The sequence below is a fragment of the Amycolatopsis sp. NPDC004378 genome, assembly GCF_053602455.1.
Genome location: NZ_JBSGDR010000002.1, coordinates 133,902 through 146,600, shown reverse-complemented (window position 1 = coordinate 146,600; position 12,699 = coordinate 133,902). Strand labels below are relative to the sequence as shown.

Genomic DNA, 12,699 nt, shown 5'->3' with positions numbered 1-12,699 from the left:
CGGGGAGGGGCTCGGTGCCGGAATTTCGGACAAACAAAAACGGCAAGGTTTATCCACTCACGCCTAAGAAAGGGGGTGGAGTCGCAGTAGCGGTGGTTCTGGGGCTTGCGATCGCGGGGGCGGTGACCGTCGATGCGAACGGTGGTTTCGCCGGCGCGGCACCCGGCTCGTGTCAGGCCAGCAGCGGGGACGCGAAATCTGAGGCGGAGGCCGGCCACCGGACGACGGCGTGGCAGCAGTTGTGCTGGCGTGAGCTGCACGCGAAGCCGGAATCCAGCAGGTCGTGCGTAGCCAGTTCGTACGGCCAGGTCCGCGGCTTTTTCGCTGGGCATCCGTGCACGGGGCTTCAGCGGCTGACGGCGGCGGTGTCCAACGGCAAGGGCGGCACGGTCGCGGTGTCGGTCTCGTGGATCGGAACGTCCGATTCGGATACCGCGCAGCAGCTCAAAGCTCTGGTGACCCGGAACGGGACGGGATCGATCACCCCGAAGAACGCTGCGGCTGTCGGTCACCCGGAGGCCACGTTCGACGGAACGTATTTCGCGGCGGCCGTGGACGGTGCGCAGGTGACGGTGGCGGAAGCAGCGGCAGTGGGTGGTCATCCTGGCGCGGACACGTTGCGTGTGGCGAAGGAGGTCGCTGTCCTTCTGCCCCGGCCGTGACATCTGGGCTGGTGGGACCGGTGGTGTACCGCCTGCTTTCGACGTGCTGGGCTGGCGCTACCCACTATCGGGGGACGAGCGGCGGCAGATCCTGGGCGCACCGGTGTGGGTCGGCGATGAACTCGTAGCGCCGAGCGTGTTGACCGTCGATCCCGACAACGTAGGACCGCCGCGTCTGGAGAGGTCCGGCGAGGACGAGTAAGAGCCGCTCGAGGCCGAATCTCAGGCGCCCGTTAGTTGCGTGGCGGGCTCGACCTGCTCCGAGGGGGAGGGAGAGCAGGGCCGAGCCCGCAGGCTGAACGTATGCCGCGGCCAGCGCGGATAGGCGGTCACAGCGCGCCTGTCACCCGATCGCGGCTTGTGATCTTTGTCGGGGAGCCCGCTGCCGGGCGGGCCCCGGGGACCGGCCGCCAGGCCGCATGCCCCGGGTGCCCGTCCCGGCAGCGCGGCCCCGCAGGGGCCGCGCCTTGAACAAGAAAAGAAACTCTCGACACAACAGTCGTGGCACGTCGTGTCCTCCGTCGGGTGATGTGCGACAGGTGTCGGTGGCACGTCGCACGCGTGCCTAGGTGTGGTGCCCGGGAAGGTTGCGATCGTGGTGATCGGATGCTCTTGGCGTGGAGAGCCTCCGGCTTCGGTGTGGATCGCGACATCTGCACCGGCCTCCCGGAGGCCTTTGTGACTAGGTGGAGGTCCGTAGAGACGCAAAGACCTTCCCCCGGATGGCGTTGTTGGTTACTCTTTGTGGTGTAGCTGTGACGAGGGGCAGTGGCGGCGTGAGGGGGTCTACATGGTGATCAGGGCACGGTCGGCGAACATCGCGAAGGTGTCGCAAGGGGCGCGTTGAGGTAGTCAGCGACGCCGAGACGTCGTGAAACGGGTAACGGCCCGGCTGCTCATGCGCGTGGGAACTTGCCAGCTGCAGCGTGTGCGGATCCGGCTCGTCGCGATGGTGGCCGTGGTTGTTTTGGTCTGGTTTCGGGTGCTGCTGGTTGCGCCGGTCGCTCACGCTGCCGGGTGCGGGCAGGCCCCTGAGCCGCTGCGCCCTACCGCTGGGTTGGTTGCGGTGGTCGACAGCGAGCATTCGGTGAAGACGGCGGCCACGGCGTATGACCGATACGGCTATGCCGGCATGGTGTGGTACGCCTACGACACGTCGTGTAGTCCGCTGGCAGGGGTCGCCTCGTCGGGCTCGTCGTTGGATACGTGGGCGGGTAACACGTTCTTTAATGGTGCGAAGGTGGTGGTTGCCACCACCAATGGCATGCATTACGCGATTACCGGTGACAGTTTGCTGCGTCCGATCGATGATGCGATCAAGGCTGGCGCGCAGCGGGTGTACAGCAACGTGTTCATGCAGCTGCTGGGTGTCGTGGCGCTGCTGCTGTCGCTCGTCATGCTGGTCCGTGCCTGGCGCGGTGATCTCGCTGGCGTGAGCCGACGAGGCGTGTCGGCGTTGGCGGGGTTGTGGCTGGCGAGCTCGTCACTGGCGTTATTCCGGCTGGTCGGGCCGTGGGACGCGACGGTGATGCAGCTGACCACAGACATGCAGGCCGGCGTGTTCGGCGACAGTGACGACCCTGCCGCGCGAGATGAGCCACCACAGCAGTTGTTCGAGCAGGTAGTGTATCGGTCGTGGTTGCGGGGTGAGTTCGGGTCGCCGGATGCGCCGCAGGCACGACAGTATGGGCTGGTGCTGCTGGATGCGCAGGCGTTCACGTGGGACGAGCTGCGGGCTGGCGCGGATGTCGACCCGGCGGTGATCGAGCGTAAGAAAGCTGCCTATACCGACACTGCGGGCAAGCTCGGGCCCGCGACGGACGCGTTCACTGGTGTTGGGGGCAGCCGGTTCGGCGCGGGTTTTCTGGCGCTGGGGCAGGCACTGTGTTATGCGGTGTTCTTGCTGGTAGCGAAGCTTATAGTGCTGTTTTCGCAGCTCGGGCTCCGGCTGCTGGTGGTGTTGTCTCCGCTGCTTGGATTGGTCGGATTGGTGCAGCCGGACGCTCTACGGCGGGTCGCGAAGGTCGCCGGATCGGTGGCGCTGGGGTTGCTGGTGTTGTCGGTGCTGGCGGGTGTCGATGCGGTGGTGCTGCGCGCGTTGATGAGTTCGGATATCGCACTGTTTGCGCAGCTGTCGGTGATGGTGTTGGTGACGTTGCTCTTGGGCGGCGTGGGCCTGCGGTTTGTGGGGCGTCCGTGGCGGTTGATGCAGCGTGATCTGAGCGGGCTGCCTGCGAACTTCGTTCCACCGGAGCCTGGGCTGTGGCGAGGCCGGCTTCGTCGCGCGCGATATGAGCGTTGGGAGGCTGTGAGGCAGTGGTGGGCCAAGGCCAGGGCTGCTCGCGACGACGAGGATATAGCACACGGGCAGGGGCAACGGTACGTGCGGATGGAGGGGGCGGATGACAGCTGGTTACTGCCTGCTGGAGGCCGTGGGCGGGCAGTGTGGTCGGACGCCGCGCTCGAGTGGTTGCAGCTTGGGTCACCGGGGCGACGCTCGGGCGCGGAGGTTGTGCCTTACCGGCGGACGGATCCCGATGGTTGGGTCTATTGCCCTGGGTTGCGCAGGAGCTTGCCGTGGCACCCGCACGACCGGCTGATGCGCGTACTGACGGTCGCGGCATGGCCTGAAGCACTATCAGATGGCGTGTTGCCAAAGGAAGGGCTCGACAAGTTTCTAGAAGATTCCGCTTTGCATCAGCTTGAGGCAGCAGCCCGGCTGCAAGACGAAGGGCGCATCGAAGGACTCGGAGAATGGATGCGTTACAACTCGGTTAAGAAGCCGAGGGAGTTTCGCAACGTGCTTCTCGAGCTTGAAACTGCCCGCCGGATGGCGCTAGAAAACCCTGCGGCAACCGTTCGTGTGAACGAGGACGCTAAGACGAAGGTCAATTCAAAAGGCGAACCTTCGGCAAGCTTCGACATCGCCGAGGCTGCATCAGATGGAATGATCACCCGCAGCGTGGAGGTGAAATCCATCCAGGAGCCGGTTAAAACGGTCAACGACATTACAGCCACGATCTCCGATGTCGTCAAAAAGGTCAACAAGCGCAAGAATATCCACGATGAAATACCTGGAGAGCTCGAGGCGTGTGTCTATTTGAGGCTAAGAAAAGGACGGAAGCGAGGGGGAAACGTAACTTCGGACCTTGGATACGACGGGAGCGTGCGAATAACAGCCAATGATGATGGAAGGGTAATTCAAATTACCACGCTGTATCAGCTCCTGGCTGAACGGCTTACTAGTAAAACCTACTTTCACGCCTTGGACAAAGTGAGTCTGGTCCACCAGGACAGTGGGCGCGTGGTGACTCTGTGTAAGAAAGGTGCTACGTGGCACGTTCAAGAGGCGCAATAGTAAAGGCGGGCGGCTTTGAGTGAGATTCACAGCAGGGACGACGATGGCGTTCACATTCTCGGCACTTTAGGGTTGGGGGGGAAAAACTCAAATCAAAATCTCGCACTGGCTGACGCGGCGATCGAGAGCATCTTTTTGTTCGCGCGCGATTTTATCGAACCATTGACTATCGAAGTGGCTTTAGAATCAGTCGACGACGCGGGAAAGTTCACCTGGTCGCAGCATCTTCTTCGCGTTCACGAGATCCAAGCAGAACTCGCCGCAGGGTCCGCATATGGCGATGTCACGACGGTGAACGTTGCGGCGTCCAGGCGATTGGATCCCGATCTCGCCAATTCCTGGCTGCGCGAGAAAGCGGCAGTAGGCAGTTCGGCAGGTGTCGACGGACAATTGGAATGGGATCGTCTGCATGTTCGGGTTATGAATATCATGCTCCCGAAAAAGATGATTCTCGCGCAAGGTGTCGGCTTGCAAATCGAGCACAACAACTACCACTTCGAATACCCGGTTCGGTGGAGAGAAACTGGCGCGTGGATAGCTGGGCCACTGGAAAGCATGCCGGAGGCTTTCCCTTTTGCGTTAACCGTTGTCAACCAATACGACGCGTTAACAATAGACATCGTAGTGAACTGGTCATTGTGGTACGACCGCGAGGAGCCAGGGCGGCCGATGATGGATTCCGCGATTGAGCGACTAGCCACCATGGGATGGTCAATAGGGTGGAGCGGTGACGAATCTGAGTGGTAAGACTTCCTGGCAGAGTTCGATCACCTTGCTTGAGCACAATTGCGTCTAGAAAGTGCTGCGCGCGTGTGGGCTCGATTGCTTGGGCGGCCACTCGGCTCGGTTTGTATGGCGAACGGGCCGCGAGGATGTCAATGAGACGCCGGAGGGGAATTGGTAGTTCTGCCTGAGCGCTTCCGCTGAGATCAAGGCGTTGTTGACGTCGATAGCTGCATTGTTGTCCTGTTCGATTTCCTGTAACGCCACTTTCGGGCCTGAAGGCGGCGGTTGGCAATATTGACGTGAACGGTTTCGCGCGGCGCGACGCTGGTGAGCCGCCGTCCTTCGGCTGCAGCGGTTCCCTTCCTGAGCGGCGTTGGAGAGCTCCTGGCAGGCGTGCGGGCAGTCTCCGCAGTACGCCCGTCGGCGGCGTGGTTGGCTGGCATACTGGCCGTTGTGATCACTCCGAGTCCTTCGCGTAACCACGAGGCCCGTCCTGGCCGGTCGTTGACTGATGGCATTTTCCTGTTGGGCTGGGAACAGCAAAGCGTGTGGGGCTGGGATCCGGGCACGGGAGGTTTCTATGCGCAGCTGTGGCGCAACGAGACCACGAGCGATGCCCCGGATATCTGGCTCACTGCGGTGTCCGAGCCGTATCCGTGGCCGTCGAGTATCGCGCTCGGGATCGTGGAGAAGACCGGGATCGATTCGGCCGAGGTTGTCGCGGGTCTTGGGATCGCCGATCCCGCTCCGAAACTCCGCCCGGACGCTGAGGTTGCCGCCTTGCTTCACGGCGCGGTCGATAAGAAGAAGAACGAGCTCACACGCGGGGCCATTCACGCGTTGGGCTGGGCGCAGGGATACGCGCAGCTGACGCCGTCGATGCGGGAGCGGTGGAACGGCTCCCGGCCAACGGCCGCTCGGGTGGATGCCGAGCATCATCTGGCGACCGGGTTTCTGTATCGGCCTGAGGTGAAGCGGGATTTCTTTTCCGGTGTGGACGCGGCGTTGTGGTGGCTGCTGGGTCGCAGTAACGACACGTGGTTCTTGTGAACGGCGTTGTGCCCCGTGAAGAGGTGCGTCGCGGTGGCGCTGGAAGGCGAGATACTCGCGCGGGGGTGCGCGAGGGGTTGTCCCTCGTCTGGATGTGGCCGGTTCGATGCCGGCCGGTCCAGGTAGGCAGGTGTGGGGCCGGCGCCGGGGTTGATTCCCTGGCGTCGGCGGCCACGTTTTATGTGGGGTTGGCGAGTTGTTGGTAGGTGTCGGCGTCGGCGAAGAGCCGGTTGCGTTCGGCGGTGAGTCGGTCGATGTCGCGTTGCCGGCGGTCGGCGTCGGTTCGTGCTTGCCGGGCTTCTGCGGTGGCCGCGATGCGGATCACTGCTGTGGTGAGGGTGTCCATGTCGTCGCGGGCGTGCCAGTGCGGATAGAGGGCGCGTATGAGCGCGTCGAGTCGGTCTTGTCCTGGGTCGGATAGTGCTTCGCTGTTCAAGGGTGCTTGTGCGCGTAGCCCGTAGACGAGCAGCATGCTGTGTTCGGTTTTCTCGTGGGTGATGATTTGGGTGGTGCCGACGACCTGCACTTTGTTGATGGTGAGCGGGTCCGGGCAGGGTGCCCATGAGCGGCGGTGCGTTGTGGTGTCGTTGAGGGTGTTGCCGAAGTCGACGCCGGTGCCGGTGATCATGGGCAGCGTGCCGGTGGTGATGTCGGCGACCGGGTAGAGGGTGAGGGTTCCGCTGATGCGGGGCGCGGTGACGCGGTAGAGGACGCGGCCGGTGTCGGGGTTGCTGTCGGTCGTGATTGTCGCGGTTCCGTACGGGTCGCGGAGGGTGATCTGCTGGCTGGTGTTCGCGGTGTGGTTCATGGTGTGCTCCTATGCGGTGGAGGTGGGGAGCCCGCCCGGGTTGCTGGCGCGGCGGGGCTCCCCACTGCTGTGGCGTGTGGAAGGGGTTAGAGCTCGTCGGGGCTGGTGATGATGGTGAGGACGGGCGCTGAGTCGTCGCCGGGTCCGCTGTGGACATAAAGGGTGACTCGGCGCGGCGTGCTGCCGCGTCCTTCCCGGGGCACCCGTAGGACGGTGAATCCGATGATGTCGGCGTGCAGGTCACGGGCTGCGCGCATGGCTTGAGCGGCTGCGGTGAGCACGTCCCATTCCCGGCCGGCCTGGTCTTGGCTGGTGCGTTTGCGGGTGTCGTCTTGTTTGGTCCAGGCGATGCAGTCCTGGTAGGCGGCCGCGGTGTAGGCAAGGGGGTAGCGGATGCCGGCGTTGCGCAGGAGTTCGGGTGTGGCGTTGATGAGGGTGCCGTCGTTGATCGCGTCGGCTCGGGTGTAGACGTCGATGATGGGCAGGTCGTCCCATGGGGTTGTCATGGCTTTGAGTCCTTTCTTTCTCTACCAACGTTTTTTGCCCTCGCGGTGGGGCTGCGCTTTCGTGTGTCGTCGCGGTAGAGGGCTGTCAAGCCGTGTGGGAGCGGGGAAAGTTTTGTGGCGGGGTGCGCGGTTCAGGTCGGCGGAAAAGTTTCTCTGTTGCGGCTTGACAGTCCGGCGCGATGACGCAGGGTTCGAGGCCCCCACCGCTGTGGCAGGAAAACGCCCCAAGGGCGTCGTGGAGTCCTGTGGCCGCAGCTGCAGGTTGATACCGACCGCAACGCGGGCGCGTCCTCGCTCGTCGCCGACGATCCGAAGACTCGTTCTGTGAGCGCGCCCCTGGAGACGCGGAACTCTATTGGCAATCTTATTGTCAATAAAAGCGTGTTTTCGTTTCTCTTTGACGAAATAGGAGATATAGTCACCTTGAATGTGATGAACGAGGGGTGAGTGTGTGGTGTTGATTCGGTTCGAAGTCGGGAATTTTCGGTCGATACTGGATCCGGTCGAGCTGTCGATGGTCGCTGTTGACCGCGGGCGTGAAGCCGCTCGGCCGGTGCTGGGCGTGGGTGAGAGCGTGCTGACGGTCGCCGCGGTGTTCGGCCCGAATGGATCGGGCAAATCAACAGTGCTCGCCGCGCTCGCGTGGCTGCGTGACGCTGTCCGCGACAGCGCGCACTCTTGGGATGAGCGCATCCCCGTCCAGCCGCACGCCCTCGCCGCAGAGCAGGATGGCCGCTGCGGTTTCACGATCGACTCGGTGATCGACGGGGTGCGTTGTGAGTATGTTCTTGAGTTCGACCGCGACGCGGTCCGCTACGAGGCGCTGTTTCACTACCCGCAGGGGCGACGCCGGCGGGTATTCGAACGCGACGGTGACGAGCTCATCATCCAGCGCGGGATGGGGCGGCTTTCCTCGGTGCGGGAGCTGCTGACACCCAGCGCTCTGGTGCTGTCAGTGGCGCGACGCTGGCAGGTCCCGGTGGTGTCAGGGTTCACGGCTGACCTGCTCGCTATGTCCGTGCTGGATGGCCGCGGAACTGGCGGTGAGATGCACTGGTGCGACCCACAGGCGATGCCGGAACGTCATGCCCTCGCAGTCCAGCTGGCGCGGTTGGTCGACGACAGCATCGATGACGTGATTGTGGAGAGGTCGCGGGAGACGCCGGATGCGGCCTGGCGGATGACCGGTGTTTCGCGTCGTGTCGCCGGCGAGGCGGTCGTGGTCGATGTAGGGGAGGAATCTGGCGGGGTCCGGGCGTGGTGCGCCCTGGTGGTGCCGATAGCGGCAGCGCTGGAGACCGGTTCGCTGGTGCTGATCGACGGCCTGGGAGGACGGCTTCATCCGCGCGTGTCCGCGGCGGTGATCGGCCTGTTTCAGAGTTCGGTCACCAATCCTCGGGGCGCGCAGCTTGTCCTGACCTGTCATGACGTGAGTTTGCTGAATCATCTGAATCGGGACGAGGTGTGGTTCACCGAGAAGACCGCGGACGGGGCGACGCGGCTGGGCGCGTTGGCGGAGTTCGCCGGGGAGCGGGTCCGGACGTCGCAGAACTTGGAGCGGGCGTATCTGGCGGGGCGATTCGGAGCGATTCCCGATGTCGATGGTGCCGCCGCCGCGGTGGCCGTGACTATGTAGACGCTTTGTCGGTTAGCCCTGCGGGAAACATGCCCCGCCGGGCTAGCTGATGGCCGGCGCGGTTCCGGTTTGGTCAGGCAGTCATCCTGAACAGTGAACGCGTGGCGTGAGTGGACACTCGCCGGGCGGCGTTGGTGGCCATTGTCAATGGCTGGCCACCACCATTGATATCAGCGTTCAAGGAGCGAGTGAGCGAGCGCTGCTGTCCCCCGCTGGGCTCGTGATCGAATCACGCGCTTCGGCGCGAGGTGGACGAACTCGATACGGCTGGCGATTTGGGCATCGCACGTAGCTGAATTGACGGCTTTACGTGCGCAGATGCACGCGCATTTTCGCGTGCTCGCTTTTTCTTGGTTCGGACGGGTTAAACACCACGGACTGGAACGATCCAGTCCCGGTGGGGCCGTTGTCCGATCAGGACGCGGCGCGTAGCGTCACATCGCGATCACGCAGGGCCACACTTTGGGGAGGGTGTCGGGCATGTCGGGGTATCAGGTGGTGATCGACAAGGTTCTGGCCGTGGCGAGCGCGGCGAGCCGGGTCGCGGACGAACTCGCGGCGATCGACTGCTCGGGGGCGTTGCCGGCCGGGGACGCCGGTATGCCGGGTGGCCAGTGCCCGGGCAAACTGACTGCTCTGCGTGGCTGCTGGCAGCGCCGGCGTGGTGATCTGACAGCCCGGCTCGGCCGGTTGTCGGAGGCCGCCCGATCGGCCGCGCAGCTGTATGAGGGCAACGAGTCGGCCGCCGCGCACGAGCTGACGACGATCCCGGCGCCGCGCGGCCCGCGGGCGGTGTGATGCTGACCTGGGGATATCTGCGGCAGTGGAAGCCGCAGCCGCTGCAAGACGCCATCGGGGCGCTCAACGCCCAGTACAACAAGCTCGTCGCCTCTTCCGATGACGTCCGTGACCTCAACACCCCCTACGGGTGGGTCGGCAACGCCGCGACCGCCGCAGCGGATGAGGGCAACGCGATCATCGACAGTCTCGAGGAATGGGCCGCCGAGATCGCCGCCGGCCGCCGCGCCCTGGCCGAAGCCGGAGATGCGCTGACCGGGGTCGCGCACGCCGTCCACGAAGCGGACAACCTCGCCGCCGCGAACAACTTCACCATCGCCGACACCGGCGACATCCAGGACCACGGCGTGTCCCCGGATATTCCCGAGGCGCAGCGTGAGGATGTCGGGCGCGAACGCGAGCGGGTCGCCGCCGAGCTGACCGACCGGGTCACCCAGGCGCTGCGGCAGGCCGGCGACATCGACGCCGACGTGTGCGCCGTGCTCGACCGCATTCTGTCCGAACACGTCATCGACGCTGCCGCCAACGACAATCAGACCACGAACGTGGCCTGGGCCGGTTCACTCGGCGAAGCGCACGCCGGGCTGTCGATCATGGACCCGCCGGCCGGGGACGGCACGCCGACGCAGAACGCGGGCTGGTGGTCGGCGCTCTCGCCGGCGCAGCAGCAGCGGTTCGTGCGCGAGCACCCCGAGTTGATCGGCAACCGGGACGGGATCGCCGGCTGGGCCCGCAACCAAGCGAACCTGGCGATGCTGGAGCGGGAACGCGGCCGGCTCCAAGCGGAGGCCGACGAGCTGCGTAGGGACCCGCGCGCGCTGCACAACAGCATCAACGTGCCCAGCACCAAATACCAGCAGCTGCAGCAGGTCGAAGCCAAGCTCGCGTCTCTGGACACCGTCAGCAAGCTCATGCACAACCCGGACGGCACCCTGAACCCGGACCGGCAGCTGCTGCTGCTGGACATGTCCGGAGACAAGGCGAAAGCCGCAGTCGCCAACGGCAACATCGACACCGCCGACCACGTCGCGATCTTCACCCCCGGCATGAACTCCGCGGTGGATCACACCTTCACCGGCTACGTCAACGATATGGCGCACGTGGGCACCACCGCCGAAGCGCTGCTCACGCGCAGCGGCAACCCCGGGGCGACGGTCGCCACGGTGGCGTGGCTCGGCTACGAACCGCCGGCCACCAACGTGGATCCGGGGAACTACGGGGATCTGATCACCGGCGGCAGCGCCGAGGCAGGTGGCGCGAAACTGGCGCGGTTCGACCAGGGCATCAACGCGTCCCGCCCGGTCGATCCGCACATGACCGCGCTCGGGCATTCATGGGGATCGCTCACCACCGGGATCTCGCTGCACAACAACACCGGCGTGGACGACGCGGTGTTCTTCGGCTCCCCCGGGATTTCCGACAATCCGGTCGGCACCACCGGCGGCCCCGCGGGCGAGCTGAACCAGCTGCAGGTCCCCCACGGGCACGCCTACGCGCTCAAAGCCGACGACGACGTGGTCGCGGACGTGGGCACCCTCTCCGGTGGCCGGTATGGCAGCGACCCGACCGACATCCCGGGTATGCAGCGGCTGTCCACGCACCCGGCTGCCCCGCTCGGCGGTCCGCCGACGCTCGGTTCTACCGGGCACAGCGAGTACCTCAAGTTCACCGGCACCGCCGATTCGACCAGCGTCTACAACATCGCCGCGATCGTCAGTGGTCAGCCGCAGCTCGCGATCGCCGGGAACTGACCGCCATGACCCGACCACAGCGCAGCCCGATCGCCACCCTCGCCGTCGTCGCCGCGCTACTCGCGGTGGTCGCGGCGTGCGGGACACGGTCACCGACACCACCAGCCACCCCGGAAGACACCATGACCGAACGACAGCAACAGTTCGCCAGCCTCGCCCGCAGACCGACCATCGACCAAATGGTCGGCACCTACACGAATCTGCTGGCCACCATCCGCGACACCCTCGAGCACACCCACGGGGTCGCGCCGTGGAAGCAGAAACCGAACGAGCTCACCACCAGCTGCGCACCGGAGTTCGCCGACCTCGACGACTACGACGCATCCCGAACCCACCTCGGGCTCTGGTACGCCCCCAGCCCGCCGCAACCGGGATTCTGGGTCGGGGCGAAGAAAACCGTCACCGAACTCGCTGGAGGTGCTGGTTTCACGACCGTCGCGCTCTCCTCCGACGCCCCCGGCAACTATCAGCTGACGCTGGTTGACGCGTTCGGCGCGTCCTTGTCGTTCGGTGCGGATCGGAACGTGATCTTGGATGTCACGACCGGTTGTCACCTGACGCCGCAGGCGAAGACGCGTGGGACACCGTCGGTACCGCCGACCCAGTAGTGGCTGTTCGGTCCGAGTGTGGCGTGCTTGGCTGCCGGGTGGCTACGTGATGTGAGCCGGTGATCCACTCGTTGGTGATCGTGTGTCCTCCATGTGGCCGGTCGACGGCGCTGATCATCTGCGGCACGGTTGTTGCGGGGCCGAATCTTCCTGCCTGAAGGCATCCGGGATGCGGTCCTGCTCTTCTCCATTTATTCATCCAAGAATTGAAGGAGTTCCTGATGCGATCTGCCCGTGTTCTCGCGGTGGTGCCGGTGATGGCAGCGGCTGTGTTCGGCGCTGTTCCGGCCGCCTCGGCGGCAACGGCCACGATCCGGTCGGCCGGTGTGTCGGTCGCTGCTCCGGACGGCGCGCTGGCGTATGACTGCCCGTCGGGCTGGTTCTGCATCTACAGCGATTGGAACGGCGGCGGTACCCGGTGCCGGTGGTCGCAGGCCAGCAAGGCGAACACCGCGGATGACTGCTCGTTCATCCAGCGCGGCCAGAATGTCCGGTCGGTGTGGAACGGCACGGGCCACCGGGTCCAGTACTACACCCAGACCAACTACAACTCCCGGGTCGGGTCGACCGCGTCGGTCGCGGGCGGCAACCTGCAGGGCAGCTACCAGATCCGGTCGTTCACACCGCAGTAGGCCGCCAGGCGCAGGTGTCGTCCTTAGTGGCTCTCGATGTGGTTCGTCGGCGTGCTGAGCGTTCAGGGCGTGGCTGACGGCGGCGTCTGCCGGAGCGTCCGTGGTCGACGGCCTCATGTGACCACGGACGCCACCGCGGCGTGCGGGTGCCGAGATGGCAGACA

11 protein-coding genes are annotated in these 12,699 nt (G+C 64.9%); 9 read left to right on the top strand and 2 right to left on the bottom strand.

Features of this window, described 5'->3' with window-relative positions:
• The first annotated feature begins 14 nt into the window (after positions 1 to 14).
• From ACWEN0_RS08360 to ACWEN0_RS08345, 4 genes are all read left to right on the top strand, one after another.
• The gene (locus ACWEN0_RS08360) at positions 15 to 662 is read left to right on the top strand and encodes a hypothetical protein (protein WP_451970292.1); all 648 of its coding nucleotides are present in this window, start codon (positions 15 to 17) and stop codon (positions 660 to 662) included.
• 871 nt (positions 663 to 1,533) lie between these two features.
• Positions 1,534 to 4,020, top strand: a complete 2,487-nt coding sequence (locus ACWEN0_RS08355; protein ID WP_451970289.1) for a hypothetical protein — start codon at positions 1,534 to 1,536, stop codon at positions 4,018 to 4,020.
• 15 nt (positions 4,021 to 4,035) lie between these two features.
• On the top strand, positions 4,036 to 4,767 hold the full coding sequence (locus ACWEN0_RS08350) for a hypothetical protein (protein ID WP_451970286.1): 732 nt from the start codon (positions 4,036 to 4,038) through the stop codon (positions 4,765 to 4,767).
• Between the two features lie 432 nt (positions 4,768 to 5,199).
• The gene (locus ACWEN0_RS08345; protein WP_451970283.1) at positions 5,200 to 5,796 is read left to right on the top strand and encodes a hypothetical protein; all 597 of its coding nucleotides are present in this window, start codon (positions 5,200 to 5,202) and stop codon (positions 5,794 to 5,796) included.
• Between the two features lie 178 nt (positions 5,797 to 5,974).
• On the opposite strand, the gene ACWEN0_RS08340 is transcribed toward ACWEN0_RS08345, so the two are convergent.
• Together ACWEN0_RS08340 and ACWEN0_RS08335 are read right to left on the bottom strand one after the other, a co-directional pair.
• A complete protein-coding gene (locus ACWEN0_RS08340) occupies positions 5,975 to 6,604 on the bottom strand; it encodes a hypothetical protein (protein ID WP_451970280.1) in 630 nt (209 codons plus the stop codon).
• An 86-nt stretch (positions 6,605 to 6,690) separates the two neighbouring features.
• Entirely contained in the window at positions 6,691 to 7,110 is a 420-nt protein-coding gene (locus tag ACWEN0_RS08335; RefSeq protein WP_451970278.1) for a DUF6573 family protein, read from the bottom strand.
• A 451-nt stretch (positions 7,111 to 7,561) separates the two neighbouring features.
• Here ACWEN0_RS08335 and ACWEN0_RS08330 point away from each other — a divergent pair, with 451 nt between their 5' ends.
• The 5 genes from ACWEN0_RS08330 (at position 7,562) to ACWEN0_RS08310 (ending at position 12,535) form a co-directional block, all read left to right on the top strand.
• Positions 7,562 to 8,746: an AAA family ATPase gene (locus tag ACWEN0_RS08330; protein WP_451970275.1), complete on the top strand. Its 1,185-nt coding sequence runs from the start codon at positions 7,562 to 7,564 to the stop codon at positions 8,744 to 8,746.
• A gap of 480 nt (positions 8,747 to 9,226) precedes the next feature.
• On the top strand, positions 9,227 to 9,544 hold the full coding sequence (locus tag ACWEN0_RS08325) for a hypothetical protein (RefSeq protein ID WP_451970272.1): 318 nt from the start codon (positions 9,227 to 9,229) through the stop codon (positions 9,542 to 9,544).
• The gene (locus tag ACWEN0_RS08320; protein WP_451970270.1) at positions 9,544 to 11,295 is read left to right on the top strand and encodes an alpha/beta hydrolase; all 1,752 of its coding nucleotides are present in this window, start codon (positions 9,544 to 9,546) and stop codon (positions 11,293 to 11,295) included. The genes ACWEN0_RS08325 and ACWEN0_RS08320 overlap by 1 nt, the downstream gene beginning before the upstream one ends.
• 5 nt (positions 11,296 to 11,300) lie before the next feature.
• A complete protein-coding gene (locus tag ACWEN0_RS08315; RefSeq protein WP_451970267.1) occupies positions 11,301 to 11,903 on the top strand; it encodes an LppA family lipoprotein in 603 nt (200 codons plus the stop codon).
• A gap of 206 nt (positions 11,904 to 12,109) precedes the next feature.
• Positions 12,110 to 12,535, top strand: coding sequence for a peptidase inhibitor family I36 protein (locus ACWEN0_RS08310; RefSeq protein ID WP_451970265.1), 426 nt, complete (start codon positions 12,110 to 12,112; stop codon positions 12,533 to 12,535).
• Positions 12,536 to 12,699 lie beyond the last annotated feature (164 nt).

Coding starts and splice junctions, on each gene's coding strand:
- ACWEN0_RS08325 (WP_451970272.1), top strand. CDS start 9,227: ATGTCGGGGTATCAGGTGGTGATCGACAAGGTTCTGGCCGTGGCGAGC.
- ACWEN0_RS08315 (WP_451970267.1), top strand. CDS start 11,301: ATGACCCGACCACAGCGCAGCCCGATCGCCACCCTCGCCGTCGTCGCC.
- ACWEN0_RS08340 (WP_451970280.1), bottom strand. CDS start 6,604: ATGAACCACACCGCGAACACCAGCCAGCAGATCACCCTCCGCGACCCG.
- ACWEN0_RS08335 (WP_451970278.1), bottom strand. CDS start 7,110: ATGACAACCCCATGGGACGACCTGCCCATCATCGACGTCTACACCCGA.
- ACWEN0_RS08320 (WP_451970270.1), top strand. CDS start 9,544: ATGCTGACCTGGGGATATCTGCGGCAGTGGAAGCCGCAGCCGCTGCAA.